The organism is Persicitalea jodogahamensis, from assembly GCF_014651615.1.
Taxonomy (GTDB): Bacteria; Bacteroidota; Bacteroidia; order Cytophagales; family Spirosomataceae; genus Persicitalea; species Persicitalea jodogahamensis.
In genome coordinates, this window is sequence record NZ_BMXF01000001.1 from 2,134,336 (window position 1) to 2,155,206 (window position 20,871).

27 protein-coding genes are annotated in these 20,871 nt (G+C 49.7%); 22 read left to right on the forward strand and 5 right to left on the reverse strand.

Going from position 1 to position 20,871, the window contains the following annotated elements; all coding sequences use genetic code 11:
- Positions 1 to 207: 207 nt before the first annotated feature.
- Positions 208 to 471, forward strand: coding sequence for a hypothetical protein (locus tag IE117_RS08810; protein WP_189563916.1), 264 nt, complete (start codon positions 208 to 210; stop codon positions 469 to 471).
- Positions 410 to 1,093, forward strand: a complete 684-nt coding sequence (locus IE117_RS08815) for a hypothetical protein (protein ID WP_229580547.1) — start codon at positions 410 to 412, stop codon at positions 1,091 to 1,093. Before IE117_RS08810 ends, IE117_RS08815 begins: the two co-directional genes overlap by 62 nt.
- Before the next feature lie 49 nt (positions 1,094 to 1,142).
- On the opposite strand, the gene IE117_RS26405 is transcribed toward IE117_RS08815, so the two are convergent.
- A complete protein-coding gene (locus IE117_RS26405) occupies positions 1,143 to 1,274 on the reverse strand; it encodes a hypothetical protein (RefSeq protein WP_262893093.1) in 132 nt (43 codons plus the stop codon).
- An 8-nt stretch (positions 1,275 to 1,282) separates the two neighbouring features.
- Here IE117_RS26405 and IE117_RS08820 point away from each other — a divergent pair, with 8 nt between their 5' ends.
- Entirely contained in the window at positions 1,283 to 1,903 is a 621-nt protein-coding gene (locus IE117_RS08820) for a ParB/RepB/Spo0J family partition protein (protein WP_189563918.1), read from the forward strand.
- A gap of 2 nt (positions 1,904 to 1,905) precedes the next feature.
- Here IE117_RS08820 and IE117_RS08825 read toward each other — a convergent pair whose 3' ends face one another.
- On the reverse strand, positions 1,906 to 2,643 hold the full coding sequence (locus IE117_RS08825; protein WP_189563919.1) for a DUF4145 domain-containing protein: 738 nt from the start codon (positions 2,641 to 2,643) through the stop codon (positions 1,906 to 1,908).
- A 17-nt stretch (positions 2,644 to 2,660) separates the two neighbouring features.
- Here IE117_RS08825 and IE117_RS08830 point away from each other — a divergent pair, with 17 nt between their 5' ends.
- The 10 genes from IE117_RS08830 (at position 2,661) to IE117_RS08875 (ending at position 8,077) form a co-directional block, all read left to right on the forward strand.
- Positions 2,661 to 3,401: a GREB1-related protein gene (locus IE117_RS08830; RefSeq protein ID WP_189563920.1), complete on the forward strand. Its 741-nt coding sequence runs from the start codon at positions 2,661 to 2,663 to the stop codon at positions 3,399 to 3,401.
- 102 nt (positions 3,402 to 3,503) lie between these two features.
- Entirely contained in the window at positions 3,504 to 4,004 is a 501-nt protein-coding gene (locus tag IE117_RS08835; RefSeq protein WP_189563921.1) for a hypothetical protein, read from the forward strand.
- On the forward strand, positions 3,997 to 4,437 hold the full coding sequence (locus IE117_RS08840; protein ID WP_189563922.1) for a helix-turn-helix domain-containing protein: 441 nt from the start codon (positions 3,997 to 3,999) through the stop codon (positions 4,435 to 4,437). Before IE117_RS08835 ends, IE117_RS08840 begins: the two co-directional genes overlap by 8 nt.
- Positions 4,434 to 4,865 carry a hypothetical protein gene (locus IE117_RS08845; RefSeq protein WP_189563923.1) on the forward strand — a complete coding sequence of 144 codons (432 nt, stop codon included), beginning with the start codon at positions 4,434 to 4,436 and terminating at the stop codon, positions 4,863 to 4,865. The genes IE117_RS08840 and IE117_RS08845 overlap by 4 nt, the downstream gene beginning before the upstream one ends.
- Positions 4,866 to 5,131: 266 nt before the next feature.
- A complete protein-coding gene (locus tag IE117_RS08850; RefSeq protein WP_229580550.1) occupies positions 5,132 to 5,914 on the forward strand; it encodes a hypothetical protein in 783 nt (260 codons plus the stop codon).
- Between the two features lie 65 nt (positions 5,915 to 5,979).
- A complete protein-coding gene (locus tag IE117_RS08855; RefSeq protein ID WP_229580563.1) occupies positions 5,980 to 6,768 on the forward strand; it encodes an N-6 DNA methylase in 789 nt (262 codons plus the stop codon).
- 146 nt (positions 6,769 to 6,914) lie between these two features.
- Complete coding sequence (locus IE117_RS08860) at positions 6,915 to 7,088, forward strand: hypothetical protein (protein ID WP_189563925.1); 174 nt, start codon at positions 6,915 to 6,917, stop codon at positions 7,086 to 7,088.
- Positions 7,085 to 7,249, forward strand: coding sequence for a hypothetical protein (locus IE117_RS08865; RefSeq protein ID WP_189563926.1), 165 nt, complete (start codon positions 7,085 to 7,087; stop codon positions 7,247 to 7,249). The genes IE117_RS08860 and IE117_RS08865 overlap by 4 nt, the downstream gene beginning before the upstream one ends.
- Positions 7,250 to 7,319: 70 nt before the next feature.
- The gene (locus IE117_RS08870) at positions 7,320 to 7,508 is read left to right on the forward strand and encodes a SymE family type I addiction module toxin (RefSeq protein ID WP_189563927.1); all 189 of its coding nucleotides are present in this window, start codon (positions 7,320 to 7,322) and stop codon (positions 7,506 to 7,508) included.
- Positions 7,508 to 8,077 (forward strand): AAA family ATPase, encoded by a 570-nt coding sequence (locus IE117_RS08875; protein WP_189563928.1) that lies wholly within the window; start codon positions 7,508 to 7,510, stop codon positions 8,075 to 8,077. Before IE117_RS08870 ends, IE117_RS08875 begins: the two co-directional genes overlap by 1 nt.
- Before the next feature lie 32 nt (positions 8,078 to 8,109).
- Here the strand turns inward: IE117_RS08875 and IE117_RS08880 are convergent, their stop codons facing one another.
- Positions 8,110 to 9,147: an abortive infection system antitoxin AbiGi family protein gene (locus tag IE117_RS08880; RefSeq protein ID WP_189563929.1), complete on the reverse strand. Its 1,038-nt coding sequence runs from the start codon at positions 9,145 to 9,147 to the stop codon at positions 8,110 to 8,112.
- Positions 9,148 to 9,245: 98 nt separating this feature from the next.
- Between IE117_RS08880 and IE117_RS08885 the strand changes: the two genes are divergently transcribed.
- The 9 genes from IE117_RS08885 (at position 9,246) to IE117_RS08925 (ending at position 18,210) form a co-directional block, all read left to right on the forward strand.
- Entirely contained in the window at positions 9,246 to 9,794 is a 549-nt protein-coding gene (locus IE117_RS08885; protein ID WP_229580566.1) for a hypothetical protein, read from the forward strand.
- Entirely contained in the window at positions 9,772 to 11,361 is a 1,590-nt protein-coding gene (locus tag IE117_RS08890; RefSeq protein WP_189563931.1) for a terminase large subunit domain-containing protein, read from the forward strand. The genes IE117_RS08885 and IE117_RS08890 overlap by 23 nt, the downstream gene beginning before the upstream one ends.
- Before the next feature lie 210 nt (positions 11,362 to 11,571).
- A complete protein-coding gene (locus IE117_RS08895; RefSeq protein ID WP_189563932.1) occupies positions 11,572 to 11,880 on the forward strand; it encodes a hypothetical protein in 309 nt (102 codons plus the stop codon).
- Positions 11,880 to 13,247 (forward strand): hypothetical protein, encoded by a 1,368-nt coding sequence (locus tag IE117_RS08900; protein WP_189563933.1) that lies wholly within the window; start codon positions 11,880 to 11,882, stop codon positions 13,245 to 13,247. The genes IE117_RS08895 and IE117_RS08900 overlap by 1 nt, the downstream gene beginning before the upstream one ends.
- Positions 13,237 to 14,226 (forward strand): DUF6712 family protein, encoded by a 990-nt coding sequence (locus tag IE117_RS08905; protein ID WP_189563934.1) that lies wholly within the window; start codon positions 13,237 to 13,239, stop codon positions 14,224 to 14,226. The genes IE117_RS08900 and IE117_RS08905 overlap by 11 nt, the downstream gene beginning before the upstream one ends.
- The gene (locus IE117_RS08910; RefSeq protein ID WP_189563935.1) at positions 14,226 to 16,208 is read left to right on the forward strand and encodes a DUF5977 domain-containing protein; all 1,983 of its coding nucleotides are present in this window, start codon (positions 14,226 to 14,228) and stop codon (positions 16,206 to 16,208) included. Before IE117_RS08905 ends, IE117_RS08910 begins: the two co-directional genes overlap by 1 nt.
- On the forward strand, positions 16,205 to 17,032 hold the full coding sequence (locus IE117_RS08915) for a hypothetical protein (protein WP_189563936.1): 828 nt from the start codon (positions 16,205 to 16,207) through the stop codon (positions 17,030 to 17,032). The genes IE117_RS08910 and IE117_RS08915 overlap by 4 nt, the downstream gene beginning before the upstream one ends.
- A complete protein-coding gene (locus IE117_RS08920; protein ID WP_189563937.1) occupies positions 17,025 to 17,564 on the forward strand; it encodes a hypothetical protein in 540 nt (179 codons plus the stop codon). The genes IE117_RS08915 and IE117_RS08920 overlap by 8 nt, the downstream gene beginning before the upstream one ends.
- Positions 17,565 to 17,586: 22 nt before the next feature.
- Positions 17,587 to 18,210: a hypothetical protein gene (locus tag IE117_RS08925; protein ID WP_189563938.1), complete on the forward strand. Its 624-nt coding sequence runs from the start codon at positions 17,587 to 17,589 to the stop codon at positions 18,208 to 18,210.
- Between the two features lie 4 nt (positions 18,211 to 18,214).
- Here the strand turns inward: IE117_RS08925 and IE117_RS08930 are convergent, their stop codons facing one another.
- Together IE117_RS08930 and IE117_RS08935 are read right to left on the reverse strand one after the other, a co-directional pair.
- Positions 18,215 to 19,741, reverse strand: coding sequence for a hypothetical protein (locus IE117_RS08930; RefSeq protein ID WP_189563939.1), 1,527 nt, complete (start codon positions 19,739 to 19,741; stop codon positions 18,215 to 18,217).
- Between the two features lie 314 nt (positions 19,742 to 20,055).
- Positions 20,056 to 20,766, reverse strand: coding sequence for a potassium channel family protein (locus tag IE117_RS08935; protein WP_189563940.1), 711 nt, complete (start codon positions 20,764 to 20,766; stop codon positions 20,056 to 20,058).
- Between the last annotated feature and the right edge of the window lie 105 nt (positions 20,767 to 20,871).

Sequence of the window (20,871 nt, forward strand, 5' to 3'; positions counted from 1 at the left end):
TTTTCGTCCATTGCGTGGGAGGGGCATTTGGCTATATTTGTAACGCTAACAATACGATTGCTTTTTACTGGAGGAATACGCAAGTGGCTATGCTGGAATCAAGGCATGGCCGGTGAGCGTGCGGGTGTAAGTGCCGCATGACTTGTGTATTCCTTTTTAGGTATATCGTGTTGTTAGCAGCGACTCACCGGCTTATATACTTGCCAAATGATCCCTGCTCCCGATGGTTTCCGCGATTTGCGGGCGTACCTGCACGAACGCCGTGTGGATGCAGCCTGGATACGGACGGTACTTGATCAGTACCTGAGCGAATACGAAAATCAGCAGACGGATGTGGATATGGACCTGGATCACCAGGTATTCACCTACCGGGCGATCATTAATGATTTCAAGCACCTTATTGAAGATGATGTCGAAGACGACGACACAGCAAAAGATCCAGCAGACGCAATCGGCGATCAGGCTGCTTGAAATGCAGCTTAGTGCCGGACGGGCGCGGCCGGAGCAGATCGAGCCGCTTCGGGTGGAGCTGGCGGCTTTGCAGAAGATGGCGAATGCGGCCCCTGTGGGGACTTCTACCCATGAGCTGTCGACTGTTAGGAGCCAGAAGGTTTCAGTAAAACCTCCGGTGGTGAAATCATCCAGTGACCGGTTTGCGGATAAGCAGGCCGAGTTGACGGCCGAAGCCAGTAAGCTCAGGAAGGAACAGGCGGAGTTGAGCAATATGCTCCATAAGGTACCGGCGCATCAGGATTGTCCGGAACTGACAGAACGGATCGTAGCCTTGCAAAATGAGATCGAGGGGATCTGGGATGAGAAGAAGTTTATCGAGCGGAATGGCATCGATGCTCAGCCGGTGTTTCGGCCTGAATCCGAACCGTCGATCGTCGTACAAGCGCGGACGCTGGACGACGTGGCTCAGAAGGCCGTGCTGACGACGGAGCTGCAACGGCTGCGGGAGAAACGCTCGAAGCTGACGCGCAAGCTGGGCAATCCTAAGGCGTCGCCGTCGAAGAAGGCGGAGTGGGAGACTGAACTAGCCAAAGTGGGGAGTCAGATCGAACAGATGGTGGGGGAGCGCCACGTTCTCTGAGTATCTGATCATAGTCCTTAACTCAGTTGACCTACCAGGCTCACAAGGCCTAAGCCTTCGGTGATTGGGTACATTGGTCAGTTAGCCAGGTAATGAGCAGGCTAAGGGCGGTGCCAATGAGGACGATGCGGAGAATGGGCCAGAGGGCTTTGAGGAAGGGGTTTTTACATTTGATAAACATACGATTGCATGATTAATGAATTGTTCAAAACCGAGCGGGTCAAGGTGTCCGATCTGGTGCCACACGTTAAGAATCCCCGGAAAATCAAATCTACTGAAAAGCAGCGACTTTGGGAGCGGCTGCAAAAGTTTGGGATGATCGGAATTCCGGTGCGGGATGCTGATAGTACTTTGCTAAGCGGCAATCAGCGTTGTGAGATGTTGGCCAGTAATGGCCTGGGGGATTACGAAATCGACGTCCGTACCGCCGTGCGTAAGCTGACCGAGCAGGAACTGCGGGAGGTGATGATGATTGAGAACAGCCACGCCGGTGAGTTCGATATGGACATGCTGAAGGCGGAGTTTGAGGAGTACGTGGATCTGGACAGTTTCGGGCTGAGCCTCGATGAGCTATCGTCGGACCTGGCGGGGGCGAAGGCTGACGTGGCCACAGAGCAACCTGAGTTACCGATCGTGGCGAAGTTTTCGGAGAAGTACGATGCGATCGTGATCGTCTGCCGGAATGAGATCGACCTGAATCACCTTTCGGAGAAGTTGGGGCTGGATACGAGCCAGTGCTATAAGTCAAGCAAGGTAGGGACGACGCACGTGTTGGAGGGAAAGGCGGTGATTGAAGCTCTGGGGAAATAGGGCTACTTAGGAGCAGGCATCTCATCGAGGTACTGCTTGATCATTTCTGTCTGTTCAATCGTATGAGCTGTCAGGATGATTAATCGTTTCAAATCGGAAATATCTTTGTCTTCCCATCTGCGTAAATAATGAGTTTCATCATTCCCTAGCCAAGTGGCCCTTTTTGCTAATTCAACTAGTGTTGGAAAGTTTTTTAAATTTATATTTATAACATTACCTAAAGCAGCTTTGATAATCGCTTCTTCTTGCTCAGGCATCAGATATATGGCATAATCTTTCAGGAGAAATTCTAATGCTTTACGAAAACCCATACCAGCTATTTCGAATAGCTTATAGTTCTCCGCTGAGTATGATTGAGAATAAATTTTCAGGAATGATTTATAGAAAGGTCTTTGCTCAGCTACTTGTAAGTATGGAGTTAATTCTTCGGGTTGTTTTTTAAATGGTAAATAAAAATAAACACTTGGATTCTGATACAGATATTCTTCAACATTAGGAATGTCATGACATGTCGTAGCGTATTCACAAACTATCAAAAAACAGCTTCTACAATCTATGTTTGGACAAGTAGCTTGAACAATCAAATTTTGTAAGGTATTTGCACTCTTCATCAAAAGCCAATCGAACTCAATACCATTAAATAGAATTGGGACAATTAGATTATTGCAGTGTGGGCAGCTCAATGAATTGTCACTGACATAAAAACCCTTCAAATTTTGAATTTTGGTATATCCCTCCATTTTGTATTTATCTATCCATGAAAGAAGTAAAGATAGTAATTCCCTCACACAAGAGAGCGACCAGGGTAAGGACCACCAGCGCTGTGTATGGTGCGGCTTTGTGCGTGGAAGAGCGCCAGGCAGATCAGTACCGGAAGTGTAATCCGGGCATTGAGATTATCACTCATCCGGATTCGGTGATCGGGCTGACCCGGAAGCGGGATTGGATGATCAAGAACCTGGGCGATATCTTCATGCTTGACGACGACATCGACCATCTGCGCCGGGTGTATGGTGAGCCGGGGGAAGAGCCGATCGTGGACCCTGATGTGGCTTACGATATCGTACAGATGACGGCTCATGCGGCCCGGAAAGCCGGGGCCTTTCTGTATGGCTTCGCGATTTCGCCGAACCCGATTCGGTTTAGTAGTTTGCAGCCGATTCAGCTCAGTGGCTACGTGACGGGCTGCGCCCATGGCGTGCTGTCAGGTTCGAAGCTGTGGTATAACGGCGATATCCATTGCAACGAGGATTTCTGGGTTTCGCTGCTGAATGCCTACCACCATCGACTGATCTTTAAGGATACGCGCTTCTATTGGTCGCAGAAGGACACGTTTGTCAATCGGGGTGGTTTGGCGGAGTTCCGGAACGTGGAGAATGAGGAAAAGGACTTTCTTTTACTCAGGAAGGTGTTTGGCGATGTGGTGGAGTTGCGGAAGTCGACGGGTAAAAGTAACTTGAAGCATCCTTTTCAGAAGGCAGTGAAGCTGCCCTTTTAAAAGCATGATTATTAAACTAACTGATTATAAGTAGCTTAAATGATTTTTTAATAAAATTTTACTTATAAGTAAAATTGCCTACTTTTGCTACCCACCCACCAAATGAACTGTAGACTCATAAAGCTTTCTAAGCTAAGCGGGGACAAAGCGTCAATTTATTCTGTAATCTTAGGTGACGAGCAGGAAACACTCTTTGATAAGTTTTTAAAAGAGAACGCCACAGATTTTAAAGAAGAGGTCCAGGATATCGTCAAGCGTTTGAGATCTATTGCTAAAAATCATGGTGCTAGGGAACAGTATTTTAAAGTAAATGAAGGGAGTCCTGGTGATGGCGTTTGCGCACTATATGATGACCCTGATTCCAATCTAAGACTTTATTGCATCCGTTACGGTCAAGAGCTGATTATTCTAGGCAATGGTGGTTATAAACCGAAGAGTATTAGGGCTTTTCAGGAGGATGACAAACTTACAAAGGAAAATTATTTTCTGAGAGAGCTATCAGGAAAAATTACAGAACGCCTAAAAGATAGTGATTTACGTTATATAAACGGTTATTCAGATTTTGAAGGCGACTTGGAATTTAATGATGATGATTATGAATGATTTAGAAAAAAATAGCGATTCCATACTCGACGACATTTTAGACTCGATTTCTGATGAAGAGTTCGAAATTGCTGATAAAAAAATGAGCATGGCAGCTAAGATTGCTGATGCAATGGAAGATAAAGGATGGAAGCACAAAGATCTTATTGCGGCATTGGGAAAAGGAAGTCCATCGGAGGTTACCAGGTGGCTTTCAGGAACTCATAATTTCACAATGGATACTTTGATCAAATTGGAGAGAGCATTGGAAATCGACCTTCTCAATATTGAAATTGAAGAAGAGAAAGTCTTCTATGGCTTTAATAGACAGGTTTCTGAACAGCAGAGCAACTTCATGTTTGCAAATTTTTACGATTCGAATCAAATTAAGCATGTTGGTGAGAAAATTTACGCAATTCAGCTAATGTCAATTAGAACCGCAGCAGAAGCATGAGTCCTTCCATCCCATCAGAAAATACAGTCACTATTAAAGGAATCGAGATTGTAGATTTTTTATTAAGTCAACCTAAAATTCAATTTCCTCCTAATACACCTTTTCTATTTGATATTAGTATTGAACATCAAGCCTTCAAGGAAGAGAAGTTAATATCGGTACTAACTACAATTGGTGTTTTAACTGATGAATCAAAAATACATCTTGGTAAATTGACAACTATCTGTACTTATAGTGTGACAGGTATAGACGATTTTTTCGAAGGCGTGATCAAAGAATATAGTCTCAAAGAGGAAATAGCTCTGTATTTGAACAGCACATCATACTCAACAACACGGGGGATTATGTATAGCCAATTCCGTGGAACATTTCTGCATAATGCAGTATTGCCAATAATTGCCAATGAAATTTTTTTGACAAGAAATTGAAACTGTATCCACTTTTTTGTAGTAAGCCCTTGACAATCTAGTTGGGGGCTTTTTTTGTGAGCCTTTACATTTACCGTTACACTTCCTTCTCCTACCATCCTCCATGCCAAGCCACTCTCGAGAGTGGCTTTTTTTGTTCTTAATCTCCAAAAAAAACTTTCATTTTCCAGAAAAATAACGATTGGCGGAGTTGTTAATCCGTTCTGTATGAAGATCTTTATATCAGTTAACAATCACATAATCAGTCACTTTTTAATTCTAAGCAAATGGAAAATGTAAGCATGAGTGCAGCGCCGGTAGCGGCAAAAACGAAAGTTCGGAAGTCGAACAAAGTAGCAACCAAACCCCAGGCTGTGGCGGCTCCGGTGGTGGCGGGTGTGAAGAAGCCCAGCAATATGGCGCGGTTCATCGAGGCCACTGGCAAGGGGGAACAGGATTACATCAAATGGGCGACTGAGGTAGGTCAGCGGATGCACATCAATAAGCTGGATGCGCTGGTGTGCGCCAAGTTGGAGGTGTATACGGTGGCTCACCTGGGCAACCTGCCTACGGAGCTGCCGGAGGGTATGCCGGAAAGCGAAGTGGATACTTACCTGGCGGAGCAAAGCGTGAACCCCTGCGAGCTGGTGCGGCTCTGGAAGCAAGTCAAGGCGGACGCTGAGAGTTGGGTCAGTAAGGAGAGCATCCTGAACGAATGGCTGACGGGCGTCAGGAAGGAAGACTTCAACCACTACGGCGACCCCAACCATGCCGCCGACGTCAGCCGCCGCTGGTGGAGCAAGGAAGCAGCTGCGCTGGATGGTCAGCTGGCGGAGATCAACAGCATGGAGCTGCTGAACACGGATGTTACGTTTGAGGATGCGATCGACTTCATCAAGGCGCATCGGCCAGGCGGGTACGTGAATCCGGTGTGGAGCCTGGTGAAGCGCTTGGAGGAGCGGTTCAAGGAGGTGACTACCTTCCGCATCAAAGACTACTACGCGGAACACCTGTTGAAAATGTGCGGGATGGTGACCGCAGCAGATAACGACGACGATCTGCCATTCTGAGAAAAAAGGCCCCGATTGTTCGGGGCCTTTTTTGTTGTACCTCAATCAAAAACTTTATGGGATATATGATGGACGCCCCGCGATCGGTGGGGCCGATGATAAAGATATTGCGTGATATGGGCCAATATCGTTACGACCCCGCGGACGTGTTCCGGGACTGGATCGACTACTCGGTGGGGTGCTTCCTGGTCCACGGTGATCGGGAGATGGCCGAACGGATGCTGGCCAAGTACAAAGCGGACTACGTGCAGCTGGGCAACCTGCTACGGGCCTGGATGGAAGTGATGGATAAGGAAATAGCGGATGACGGACGTTCGTGGTTCGATGCCCTGGGGACGGTGTATGAGTACCTGGCCAGCAGCAGCAAACGGCAGTGGCTGGGGCAGTTCTTTACCCCGCCCGACGTGTGTGACCTGATGACCCAGATCAACACCGATCCTGCCCAGCCGATGCGTGGCAAGCGGATCAATGATCCGGCAGTGGGGAGCGGGCGAACGCTGCTTTCGTTCAATGCTTACCATCCGGGTAATTACGTGTGCGGGGAGGATCTTGATCCGATTTGTGCGAAGATGACGGTGCTGAACATGGCGATGCACGGTTGCCAGGGGCAGGTGTGCTGTCAGGACTCGCTCAGGACGGATGACTGGCGGTTTGGGTATGAGGTGAATCCGCTTCATGCAACGGGCGGGCCGCCCATACCACACCTTTTGCCAATCACGAAAGAGCAGAGTGTGGCCTGGCAGGTGATGCAGTCGCTGGTGCGAGAGGCGGCAGATCGTAAAGCGGAGCCGAAAGTGGTAGTGCCGCCACCGATAGAAGTGAAGCCGAAGGTTGGCCAATTGTCGCTGTTTTGAACATAAAACGACCCGATAAATCCGGGTCGTTTTTTTTATAAAATACTGAAAAATAAAAGGTTGGCGGAGTTGTTAATCCGTTCTGTATGAAGATCTTTATATCAGTTAAGGATCACATAATCAGTCACTTTAATTCTAAGCAAATCATGAAAAAGCAAAATGAAAAATGGCGGTCGCGGCTGCGGATCATCATGCAAAAAGCCTGGGGATTGTTCAGGCATGGCGTGGTCAGTTTCTCGATGTCGCTGCGGTTGTCCTGGTCCATTTCCAAGGGAAAGGTCGATGAATTTCAACTACTCAAAAAACTGGCTAAGCGATGAAGAAGCGCGATTTCAATAAGCTGACACCCATAGAGCAGAAGGCGCTCCGGGAACTGATGGTAGAACAGCCCAACGCCCTTGGCGGGGTGCGACGGGAGCAGAAGAAGGGATACAGCGACCTTCCTCTGTTCAGGAAAGACGATCAGACTTCGCTGTTCTGACAAAGAAAAAACCCGGCTGGCGGGCCGGGTTCAGATCAATCAACCTTTAACAGTTAACTAATTCTAAGCGATGGCAAATGTACAGAAAGTAAGGACAAGAACAATAGGCTACCAACCCCGGCAAAACGTGTGGCGGGAGGTACGCCTGGTACCGGCGCTGCAACTGGCGGGTGTCTGGATGGAGGACGCGGGCTTCGCCCAGGGCGACCAGGTGGAAGTGGTAGTAATGAATGGTGTAATCTCAATCAGGAAAATCTAATGGGTAAATACGATATAACGACGGTGGGCGGCTACGATTTCTTCGTGTGCAGCTCGGCCCTGCAAAAGTGCATCCGCAGGGGAATGGAGGATGAAGCGCTGTTTTGGGCGGTGGAACTGTACTCCTCCGGCTACGGGGAATACGTGTGGAAGCGCCTGCGGATCATGTCAAGTGAGGATGTGGGACTGGCGGAGCCGATGATCTCGTCGGAGATCTGGGCGCTGTATTGCTTGTTCAAGGAACAGGCTAAGAAGAAAGACGATAAGAACGAACCGCAACGGCTGTTCCTCACTCATGCGGTGCTGATGCTCTGCCGGGCGCGGAAGAGTCGCCTGGTAGACTGGGCGCTGCTGTGGGCCTGGCTCACTCACTCATTCCGGAAATTGGAGGTACCGGACTTTGCGTACGACAAGCACAATGAGCGTGGTCGTCAGCTTAAGCGTGGCTGGGGGCATTTCTTCCGGGAAGGGACTCAGTTGGAGAATCACGCGCCGGCTGAGCGAGAGGATGAGTTTCGGGAGCGGGCGAAGAAGGCTATAAATGATCCGAGTGGGATGAGTTTGTTTTGAAATGGAGAGAGTCCCGTTTGGGGCTCTTTTTTTTAATGGGAGAAAATATCTTCTTTAATTTGCTCGTAGGATAGGATTTTTGAAATCAAGGAATACTTTTGTTTTTCTATATCTTGGCTATTGTCTTGTAAGTCTTTCCCTCCAAACGATATTTTATCTGTAGTTAGAATTTCCTCAATGAGCTCTTCGACATCATTTTGATCTTTGACTATGATAAAAGACACGTCTTCTGGGCTAAATGTTATGTTATCGTAAGATTGGGCTTGACTGAACCTAGTATTATTATAATATTCTTTCGCTTCTGCATATAGTTTGTCAGAATCTAAAAAAGGGTTATTATCCAATAATTGATCAATTTCTTTATCGGGTCTTGAATAATGGGGGATAGTCTTCAATTCTTTCGGTATATATCTCCACTCCCGTTCATTGTAAAAATTATAATTTGGGTACTCTTGTCCACGGATAAAATATTTTCCTGTATGAGGCTTTCTAAATAGACGGATCTTTGGGGTAGTCCCAGACAAGATTGTGCCCGCTACCTTTTTTTCAATACCAGCATTTAAAATTTTCAATGTGTCATTCCCATCCTTGATCAAGAAATCAACAAACTCTTTGTTAAACACTTTGCCATCAACATTTATGGGGGCTGCTATATCTGAGAGTAGTTTCAATTGCTCTACCATGTCGGAAATAAGATTGTATGGATACCCTGCTAGTTCAAGATACCATCCAATCAAAGAATGTTCAGTAGAATAAATTATAGGACTCAAATCATTGGCTTTGCCCCATTCCCTCCTTAGTCCAATCCCATAGACACCATAGTCGGGATTAGTATATTTTTCTGCATGATCTTTAATTAAGGCCAATGGTATGTCACAAAAACATACCATTGGGATTGCATAAGAATACTCGTATGGTTCTCCTTCTCTTAATTCTGAATAAATTGTTTCTTCGCAAATTGAGACATTGAATCCATCGCGAATAATGCCCTTCAAGCCCTCGAAGGGAGAAATGTTTTTATGAAGTAAACCTTTTGTGAAATGGAATAAGGAGGATGAACTAAGTGCCATTTGTTTAGAAATTTAGTTTCCGGCAATATACAGAATCGTCCTACTCTCTGCCAAAGTCACGCTGCATCTTGCGGCGTGACTTTATGTTTTTAGGCGCTATGAGTGAGATGGATTTGGCCCCGCTGGGGGATTTCAAGCCCGAAAAGGGCAACCACCGGATGGATAAGTTCAAAGATCACCTGGTGGTGCATGCGGAACTGAACAACCGCGACCAGGAGTACTTTGAGAAAATGAAAAAGGCCTGGTCGTGGGCCACCAAGATGTTCAGCCCGCAAAAGGTGGTGGAGATGCTGCACACCGAATACGGCCATGAGAAAACCCACGCGTACCAGATCCTGCGGGATAGCTACGAGCTGTGGGGCGATGCCTACGAGCTGGACAAACGCGGGGCAGCCAAGATCCTGGTGGAGTCGGCTTACGTGGCTTTGCAAATCGCCGTGCGGGATAAGGATGGCGCCCTGATCCTGAAAGCGGTGAAGGAGCTGCGGGATCTGCAACAGATCGACAAGGCAGAAACGGCCGTGCCACCGGATGTGGCCATGCCAGCGGGTACGCGGGTATACGTGTTCAACGGGTCGGTCAACATGGCCGCGCCCGATTCTCAACCCCCAAACGACGTAGAAGATGGCACGTATAGCGTCGGGTAGGGAGGTGCGGTTGCAGGTCAACCGCGCCCAAGGGCAATTCCTTTGGGCTTTGATGGAGAATCAGGCCGACTTTGAAGGAAAGGACGGCAAGAAGTACCAGACGGGATTCCGGGCGACGTTTAACGGGGGACGTGGCTCGGGCAAGACGAATACGCTCATGCGGCTGCTGGCCGAAGTGGCGTTCGCCTTGCCCCGCTCGAAGGTAGGGTTGGCGTCGATGACGTTCCGGCACGTGCAGGATGTGGTGCTATCGCAGAGCCGGAAGGTGCTGGAAGAGTACGGGCTGTACGAGTATGACCCGAAGTCGCGGCCCTGGGGACACTACACCATCAACCGCCGCCCGCCCGAGGAATGGTGGAAACCGCACGAGGGCATCAACACCTACGAAAACTGCATCTGTTTCAAAAACGGATGTACGATCGTCTTCCTGTCGGCCGACCGTCCCGATACGGCACGGGGCCTGAATTTGGACGTACTACTTATGGATGAGTCTTTCAAGCTGAAAGAGGAGTTCTATAATACGGTGCTTCGGAAAACCGTACGGGCGAACAAGTACCTGTATTCCGATCCGCGGCCTAACCGGAAGGGCTTCAACCATCCGCTGCACTGGTTGATCGCGGACTTCACATCAGCCGCCTGGACGCCCGAGCAGCAGTGGATCTACCGCACGGAGGAACTCATGAAAAAGGACCCCGCGCGGTACTACTTCCAGGAAGCCACGGCCTATGACAACCTGGACAACTTGCCAGGGAACTTCATCGAAACCGAACGTGAGAGCTGCGCGGATGAGCTGACCTTTGAGGTTGAGATCCTGAACCGGCGCGTGGTCAGGCTGAGCAATGCGTATTACGCAGCGCTCAGCACCAACCGGCACACGTATAGTCAGATGTATGACTACCAGTTCGATGACGAGAAGCGGCTGTACGTACACAAGCGCATCGACTACGACCCCACCAAACCCATTGAGGTAAGCTGCGACTTCAATGCGAGGTTTACGTGTATGCTCATTGCTCAGGAGTTTCCGGGAGAATTGAGGTTTCTGGACAACCTGTTCGTGAAGCGGGCCGACACCACGCTCGTGGAAGAAATGGCGCGGCAATTCTGTGATAAGTATAAGGACCACCGGAAGAAAGTCCTGTTCCTCTATGGAGATAGCAGTGGCAAGAAGGGTGACCCAGGTAGGGCCAAAACCCACTACCAACAACTCGTAGCGGTACTACGTAAAAACGGATGGGTCGTGAAAGACTGCGTACAAAATTCCTATCCTCCTTATAAGATCAGGTATCGTGTTGTCAACACTATCCTTGCTGAATCAAAGCCTTCCATTCCTCGTATCCGTATCAATGAGTTAGAGTGCAAGTCGCTACTCATTAGTCTCCAACATGCTCCGATCATTGGCGACTCATTCGAGAAGGACAAGCGAAGCGAACTGGACGAGAAACTGGATCAGCAATACGCAACGCACTTGTCAGATGCTTTCGATTACATCGTGTTCAAGAAATTCGCACGCATCGTGCCCATAACCAGCTCAGGCCGTGGTAAATTGAGGATCGCATCGGCCGCCTGACAGCCCCCTGCATATATTCCATTTTGGCAATTGGCAATTGCCAATTCGATATAGGGCGGGCATGGGCCTGTTAGAGTGCCGGAATCAAAAAGGTATTTTTTGGGCCTAACTGCCAGATTGTGAGAATTGAATGTTTTTCAAACACCGGAATGATGCGGACAGCCAAAAACCGTCCTACTCCAAACCACCTGAGCGGGCTAATCTTGTACCATGCAAACGATTTATGTCAAAGACGTCCGCCGGCAAATTGACCTCTTGACCAGGTTCGAGGATCGTACTTTTTCGATCACTTACCGGAAGAAGGATGGGAGTTACGGCGAGAAACAAAATTGCCGAAACCGCTCTGGCCACATTCAATCGGGGAAGAAGGCGGACTTGCTGAGTGTGCGGCGGGAGAATAGCCGCGCGGGCTACCTGCGGTTTGAGTTTCGCGACCAGGGCGGGCGGTGGCTGAAGCGGGATGTGCTGCTTTGCCTGCTCGTCACTTTCAATGGCTACTTAATTGATCACAGATTTTAATGGCAACTACCAAAATCAAAGTCGGCCGACGCCAGTTCGCGTTCTCGGCGCCGGCTAAAATGGCCGATGAAGGTCAGCGCGATACCACGGGGCCGAAACCCAGCACCGAACGGGCCGTGAAAGTCGGTAGCACCAGCTACAAGTACTACCCCTGGGGTGATAACAACCTGTTGCCCAACGAGCGGGTAAAGTTGCTGCGCTCCAATGGCGACGCCCAGAACCTGGTGCAGGCCCGGATCGACTTCCTCTTTGGCGGGGGCTTCGGATTTTTCAAACACGTGCAAAAGGACGGTCAAACCATCCGGGAGCCGTTCACGAATCAGGCCATCGAGGAGTATCAGAGCGCTTACGGCCTGCCCGATCTGGGCGAGGTGGTGGATCGGATCAATACCGGGCTGGTCGAGACGGGCAACGCGTTTGTCCGGCGTAGCGTGGTGGACAAGCTGCCCATTTATTCACTGAAAGATTCGCTCATCTGCCGGGCGACGCTGGCCGATCCGGTTGTAAAACACTATCTGCTTTGCCCGGACTGGTCGGATCAGGAGTCGGTCGAGAAGAATTGCCAGATCCTGCCGGTCTTCAATCCTGCTAATGCCGACGTACTCGAAACGATGGTTCACCTGCGACCCTACCAGAGCGGCCAACCGTACTATGGGTTTGCCCAGTACTGGGGCGAACAGTCGGTGCATTGGATTGAGGTGATGAACTACATCGCCAAGTCGATGATCGGGACGGTGAAGCATAACAAGAACCTAGCGCACGTGTGCCGCATCGCTTCCCGCTACTTCGACGAGATGGCGGCGGCGGAGATCGACACCGAAAGCCCAGAAGAGCCGGAAGACTTCGAGAAGCAGAAGAACAAGGTGCGCGATAAGTTCTACGAGAACGTCGAAGCCATGTTCTCGGAAAAGAACGACACCGGCCCCCGGATCATCTACGACGAGTGCGACCTGACACCCGATGGCAAGCTGGCCGGATTCATCCAGTTTGAGGAAATCAAGCGGTCGCTCAACGCCAAGGAACTCAGCGAAGCCTACCAGATCGCCCTGCTGGGCTTTGCCAACGCTTCCCGCATCCTGCCCGGACTCTCCGGCGTGTCCGATGGCAACGCCTTGGGCGGCTCGGGCAGTGAACTGAAAGTCTCGGCCAATTTCCAGCAACACTTCCGCACGGCCAGGGAGCGAAAGTTAGTCTGCAGTCTTTTCAACTCCGACGTCAAGAAAGCGCTCAAACTACCCAAAGACGTTTTCGCAGGCTTCCAGGATATTCTGCTGGTGTCCGACGACAAGAACCCCGCGGGCAAAGAGAACAAAACCACGTCGGCCGGTAACGGCTCCGACCCTAAAAAACCTGATAATGCTGCTTAGAGGAGTCCCCGACGTAATCCGTTACCTGGGCCGGGCCGTCATGTCGGCCACCACCGACGAGTTTCTGACGCCCTACATTGAGCTGGCCGAAACGGGCGAACTCACCCGCGCCATCGGCCCGGAGTTCGTGGCGCAGCTGAACACCCAGCTCTCCGACAATACGCTGACCGAAGCCAACCGGGCGGTCTTGCCCTACGTCCAGAAAGTCCTGGCCTGGTACGCCTACCTGCACTACCTGCCCTTTGCCATCGGTAACGACGGCGACAATGGTTTGCAGGAAGTGGGGACCGAATCCACGGCCCCGGTCCGCATTGGTGTGCTGGACAAGCGCCTGCGGGCCACGGAGCGCAACGCCGTGCAGAGTCTGGAATCTTTGCTGCAGTATCTGGAAAGTCGGTCGGCCGATTATCCTACGTACACCAATTCTCCGACCGCAAAGAAGTCACGGAGCCTGTTTGTGTCATCGGCGACGGACATGAGTGCGTTCCTGCCGATCATCAACGAGAACCATCGGCTCTACGTCAACCTGCGGCCCTACATCGAGCTGGCCGAGCGCGATTTTATCCTGCCCCGGTTGGGTCAGGCGCAGTACGCAGACTTGAAAGCGAAGCTCGTTAATCAAACCGCATCGTTAAAAGAGTTGGATCTGGTTACTATCATCGCCCGCGCTTTGGCGCATACGGCTTTCTGGCTGGCTTTGCCCAATCTCCAATTCGAAGTACTTTCTTCCGGCAGCGTCCGGGTGACGTCCGATTTCGACGGCATCTACAACCGCAAGTCCGCCCCGGCCGACACGATCAATGCCCTCGTGGCCACGCAGCAAAGCGAGTCCAAAAAGCACCTGAACGCCCTGACGTCGTTCCTGCGGAAGCATCTCGACGACTACCCGCTCTACGCCGCCAGCACCGCTGCCGAAAGCCAGGTGCCCAACCGCCTACCCGACAATTCCCAGTACGCCAAGGTTTTTAGAATGCGTTAATGGACTACCTAGCCACCATCCAACACCAAGCCCTGGCGCTCACGCGCAACCCCGTCGTCGTGGCGGTCGATCCCGTCGTGCTGCCCGGCGGGCAAAGCCGGGTCGATCTGGCGTATTTCTGCGAATTGTTCGTGCAGAAGTCTTTCCAGTCCGGTCAGTTCGATTCCATTTCGGTGAGCGAAGCCAGCGAAGAACCGCCCACGGCCAGCTCCACCACGTCGGCCGGCGCCTATTTCGAGTTGCAGACCCGCCTCGATGACCTGCTTGTGGCCCGTCCGCCCGTGCTGGGCTCCACCAGCATTGAGGTGTGTGCCGACATGACCCGGCAGTATTACACCACCATCACCCGCAAAAATGCCGGCACCCTGCTCGATACGGAGCAGCGTACTTCCAGTTGGGCCATCAAGGCGGGCATTGCTGAGCGAGACTACGACACCTACCGCGATCTGTTTTTCACGCGTCACATCGGCGGTGGCCGGCGCTTCCTGACCTGGCAGCCCGATAATAAGCTCGTCCGGACGGATCAGCCCGAATGGCTTTACTTCCTGACCAACTTCTCACCAGCTCCGGCCCGGCTGCTGGTCCGGGTGCGGTGTCTGTATGCTGACAATACCCGCGATACTTACACCGCCCTGAGCCTGAACAATGCCAGCTACATGACCGTGTACGCCGTGCCGGTGGGCATGGGTGCACTCGGGCTGAGCACCCGACCCAAAACCGTGATCCGCTACGAGGTCTGGCTCAGCAATGAGTTCGAGGAGATGATTTCGGAGGTCCGCAGCTTCCGGGTCTGGACGGAGCATTTCGAGGAAATCCGCTATCTGCTCTATCAGAATGGCCTGGGGGGCTACGATACCGTGGCTTTCGTGGGCAATCCGGTCGAGAGCGTCAAGGTGAGTCGTCAGCTGGTCGAGCGCTTTGTTGGCCACGACTACCTGCCGACTCTCTCGGAAGAAGTCATCAACGAAGTGACGGGCGAACGGCAGATCACGCTCGTCACCGGCGACCGCATGACGGCCGCGCACCGGACCTACTTCGAGGATCTGCTGCTGTCGCAGGAATTTTACCTGGCCGATGCCACCGACTGGCTGCCGCTCACGCCGACCTTCGACAGCCTGACCACCGACAGCATCGAGGAGTGGCCCATCGGCCGCAGCCTCACGTTTCGCTACGCCAACCCGGTCACGCGATTCAGCCGCCTGCCCAAGATCGCCAAGGAAACCCGCCCCACGGGCTGGCGGCAGTGGAGTACTTCCTGCGAGATCGGGGCCAATGGCCTGCGGTCGGGCCGTCGCATCGTGAACGAGCTGGTCAGGTACTTTCTCGACGATGGTACCAACGTGCGGCCGCTGATCACCAAGGCCAATACGCCCGGTACCGAGGGCTACATTTCGCCCTGGGCCACCGCCGACTGCGACGCGATCACCACGCCCTTCCGGTCGCTGGCCATCAGTCAGTCATCCACCAAGAAGCGGAGCAACTGCGCCAGCGGCAACGTCGGCACGACCTGGACCATCGACGTACCGGCCAATGCCTTCGGTTCGGAGCTGAGCCAGGCCGACGCCGATGCCAAAGCCAAAGCCGCCGCCACGGCGCTCGACACCCAGGAGCTGGCCGATGCGAACGGTGCCTGCATCCTGGCTGCCCCCGTTACCCTGGGCTTGCAGAATTCCACCACCCCCATCGGCGGGCAAAACAGCCCGGTGGTGGCCCTGATCCTCAATGGCGACGAAGTGGTGCCCAATACCGATACCCTGGGCGGCGGCAACATTCGCTACGCCTCCAACGGACTGGCGGCCGGGACATACAGCTTCGATGTCCGCATCCTCTATGCGTCCAGCCCCTTTCAGCAGCTACGGCTCACCATTGCTTCCAAAGGACTGGAATCGCCCGTACTGGCCGGGAATCAGACCTACCGTTTTGCCAATGTCATCGTCAACTGGGGCGATGCGCCCATCATTATTAAGGCCGTGCAGGTATGAGTGTAGTAAGTTACCGGGGAAAGAATTACGTCGCGCCGGATGGCTGGCACGAGTGCAGCCCCCTGCTCTGGGGCTGCCTGGTCCCTTTCTCCCGGCTCCCGGCTGAGCAGATTACCGAGGATATCAAAATGCTGGCCGCGCAGCTCTGGCTGCAAGTTCCGGACAAAGCCTGGCGCAAGTGGCGGCTCGGCCCGGTCGAGTGGGCGATGCTCTGCCAGCAGTTTGAATGGATCTGGACACCGCCTACGGTTCGCCCGTTTGCCGAATTCAAACACGAGGGCATCCTGTACCATGTGTTCGACGAAGATTTTTCGGACAGCTCCGCCCTCGAAACCAGCATGGGGCTGATGGAGTACATGGCCTTTACCCATCCCGACGAACCCGACGTGTCGGCCTTCGAGCGCATCCTGGCCACGTTCTGCCGCCCCACGCGGCCCGACCTGGCCCGTTTTCGCGACTCTGATGACTGGAACGGTGATGTCCGTAAGCCTTACAACGAGATCGAAGCGGGCTACCGTGCCGCCGCCCTGGTCCGGCTGCCCGAACCCCTCCGGCTGGCCTTGTTCGACTACTTCGAGCGATCGGCCAAGGCCTTCCTCCATCAGTACGATCGGATTTTTGGCGGCGACCCCAGCGAGGAACCCCGCTACCCCGATGGCCGGGGCTGGCTGATGCTGCTGAAAAACGTGGCCAAGGATGGCCATTTCGGCAACTTCGACCAGGTGGGCCGACAACCCGCGCACCTGGTGTGGGCGGCCATGCTCGACGACGTACTGATTCAGGAAGAAATCGCGAACCAACAGGAAGAAACCAGCTATGAGTAAAATGCCCGCCCCGCTCGACATCAAAGACCTGCTGGGTCTGGAAGCCTTTTTCGAGGCCACGGCTGCCCACCTGGGCGTGGCCGACGATTACTATTTTGTCTCGTCGGGTGAAGAAGGTAGCCAGGAAATCCAGCACCTTTTCGAGAAAAGCATCGTCCCCAACCAGCGCGTCATGCTGGCCCAGGTAGCCGAAACGCCGCTGACCGACAACAGCGCCGGACTCACCCGGGCGACTTTCGCCAGTAGCGTGATGATCCTAGAAAAAATGGGGGGTAGTGCCCTGACGGCCAAGGTTAAGCTGGAAGCCCGCAACCGTACCTGGTTGAAGATGCTGCGGCTGATCGGCTTCGTGCGCGAGTGCGCAGAGTGGACCGCCGCCCATGCCACCGAGGACGATGAAGTGGAATTTACCATCTACCAGGATCGCCTCCTGCCCCTAGGCCGCATCGCCAACGCCAACGTACAGGGCTGGCTCATCGACATCGACATTACCATCCCGGTGAATGATTTAATGTACAACCTAAACGACTAAACCCTAAACATCTAAACAACAAATGGATGTTACCGAAGAAATAGCCAAACGCTTCGAAGGAGAAGTCGTCGATGCCTGTGACCGCATTTTCAGCGAGGGCGTGCGCCAGATGCGCTACGATATGGAGCAGGCGGGCGTGGTACTGACCGAGGAGCTGAAACGCTCGCTGTACTCGGAGCGCACCTTCGTGACCGGCCAGCTCGAAGCGCAGTTCCGCATGGGGATGCGTGGCTACGGGCGCTTTAAGGACATGAAGAAAGTCATCTACTCCAAATTTCCAGACGTGGATGGCCTGATCGACTTCATCGAGGGCGTGGGTGTCGAAAAATTCATCAATAATGACACTGTCACGATTGGTGCCAAATCTGTGACACTATTCGTGCCAGGCTATTTTATCAACTCCCGTCGACGCGTAGCGCTTACTGTTGAGCGGGCCACGACCCGATTGGTCTATGCCTTCGGACGTGACCGTTTGATAAGAAACACCATCAAACGCTCGAAGAATCCTTTCTATAATGTTAACAAGGGCAATATCTACAACGACATTGCGAAGTACCTGATGGAGAAGCTACCCGCGGATATGATGGAGGCTTTGAAGGAGTACTACGAGAAGCCGTTTTTTGGGAAGGGGGACTGGTGGGAGTGAAAAATTAAAAAGGAAGACCATCATCTTCACAGCCTTTTAATTTTTCTTCGATATCAACTAAAAGATTAGCAATACACTCTTTTAAGGCTACATTAAACGATTGTTCTTTTAATACTTTTGATTTGAAATCATTGAAAGTATATAATTGATAACATATTGCGTCCGAGTCAGTATCGGCTATATACTTTTCAATATTTTCAAAAACAGGAACTATGAAATCGTCACTATATTTATTGAGTATAGGAAGGTGTTTTAATAAATTCTTATTAGAATTTAGCGAAAGCCTAAGTGATCCATCTATAAAAAAACCAGTAAAAATATTGATTTTAAATTTTTCTATAAAATTGAAATTTTGCATATAAGTTAAAAGTATCGAAGCTTCAAAGTTATTTTCTATTGCACTTCTTCCAAGTAGAATTCCAATTTTAATATTAGATTTTTCACTATTAGAGTTAATGAAATTAACCCCTTTCTCTGTTTTTAAGAAATTGATAGCATCATTTTGTTCATAAAAGTTTGTATGATCTAAAAGGTAGAGAATTCGATCACTTAATTTTTCATTATTATTATAAATGTCGCAAACATTTACAAAAGCAGATTTATCTAAAATAGACTCAATAATTTTAGAATGAGAAATGCTAATAGATTTAGAGTTAAATATTGAGGATATCGCCGATTTAAGATGGGTATTTCCAGCAAAGGAGTCAGGTGATAAGTAGTTGATTAAAATATCTTTCACTCGTTCAGGTAACATCGGCCATGTTTTTTCATTTGTAAAACCGATCCAACATTCGAATGGGTAAAGTTTTGCCTCTTTCTCCATATTCCACGGATCATTTTTTAAATTATAACCTTCTAAGAACAGGATGCTTGAGCTGATATTACTCAACTTAAATAAAATCCATGAATCATAATTTGTCTGTTTTAATAAATTTATAATTTTAATTTGAATCTGATTAAAAGTGTATTGATATCTAAATTTAGGTATTTTTATTAAAGTATTGTTAGTGTATTGTCTTATAGAATTAACATCATTTGTAATGAAATATGGATAATTGGTTATTGAATCAATTACTTCGTCAATCATCCCTTTGTCAAAAGTTAAATCTTTACCAAGCGTAATCGCTATTCCTAATTCAATTGCATGAATTATTTCTGAATTTGTTGGTGTTGTATTGTATGGGTGTGCACAAATACACCGTTGAGTCCAAATGTATGATAGTTTATCTTTCTCTTCCTTGCTAATTAAACCACAAGCTAATGCCTGATCTAAAATTAATATATCTGTCGACTTTCCGTTACTTTCGAAACCTTCAATTTTTGTAACTGATAAGTTGGCTAAGTTGTGATTTAAGTTAGCTAGTTGAAATAACTTACGCTTCAACGATTCAATAATTGAAATCCATATCATGATATAACAAGCTCTATGCAAACCATGAATGTAGCATTGTAAAGCTTCTTCGAATATTTTATAATCCGCTTTATCAGGAACTTGGTCAAGGTAGTTTTTTGAAACTTGTTCGATGCCCATAGTAGTTTTTTGTGAGTTGATACTTTTGATCATAAGGAAAGGCATTTTCCTTTCTACTAAATTATAACCCTGATCTATGGTTCTAATCCGTGGTGTGTACCCATAAACCTCCTTCAAACCCTAACAATCCCGTCCTATTCTCCGAAAAAGGTACGCTGCATATTCGTAGCGTACCTTTTTCTGTTAACGGATGCAATTAGTCGAAAACTCGGTCTGGAACCTGGACATCAACGGCAAGCCCGCCATTTATATCTAAAATCTCCTCTTCCTGTTAATCTTCCACCTACTTCAAGTGGATGCATCTGTTCACCTATTCAGCGCGATCGTCGCTTGTTATTCTTCTTAGCAAAGGGTAAGGGATGAGTGAAGTTTCTAAGGTTTTCCATATTGGGCTTTTCGTTCTTCTTGCCAGCCCCCCTAAATCCAGAAAGTATATTATCAAAGCCACCGATAATGCCGATAAAAAGAGCAATACTTAGAGCAACCTCGATCATTGCAACACACATTGGGGACTTACCAACAGCTACTATTTCGCCATACCCTACTGTTGTTAAAGTCATAAAGCTGTAATAAAAGAAATCAAAATACATACGTTCATTATTTTCAGAAATGCCTGTAAAGTAATTTGAGTCAAACCAATAGCAGAAATAGTAATCAATAGCAAAGGAAATTGTAATCAAGAGCATCACTGGCAAGACCTGTCCTATAAATTTATAGTACTTCCAAAGGTCATCTTTATCCTCTCTTAAAATAATGATCACATAATTGAAAAAAAGCAATGATTTTGTGAGAGAGGCAACGACTATTACAAGGCTACTGCCAGAACTATGCCAATGTTCCTTTGATAGGCCTATTTGAGAAGGACTCCATCCAAGAGTTAAGTAAGCATATAATGGAGTGAAGGTTATACCTACTATTACCGCTAAGACATGCCACCATTTAAGAGAGGTATATGCTAATAATTGAGCGAGACTTGTTATCTCAATCGACTCTCGATTATCATGTGATTTTTCTTGCTTTTCCATAACCCATTTATAAGTAGATCTTCCAGGTGAAATTATAAATTGACAATTTAACACGGATTGTGTGATTTTCCCGTCCTACCCCAGCCAAAAGGTACGCTGCATCTT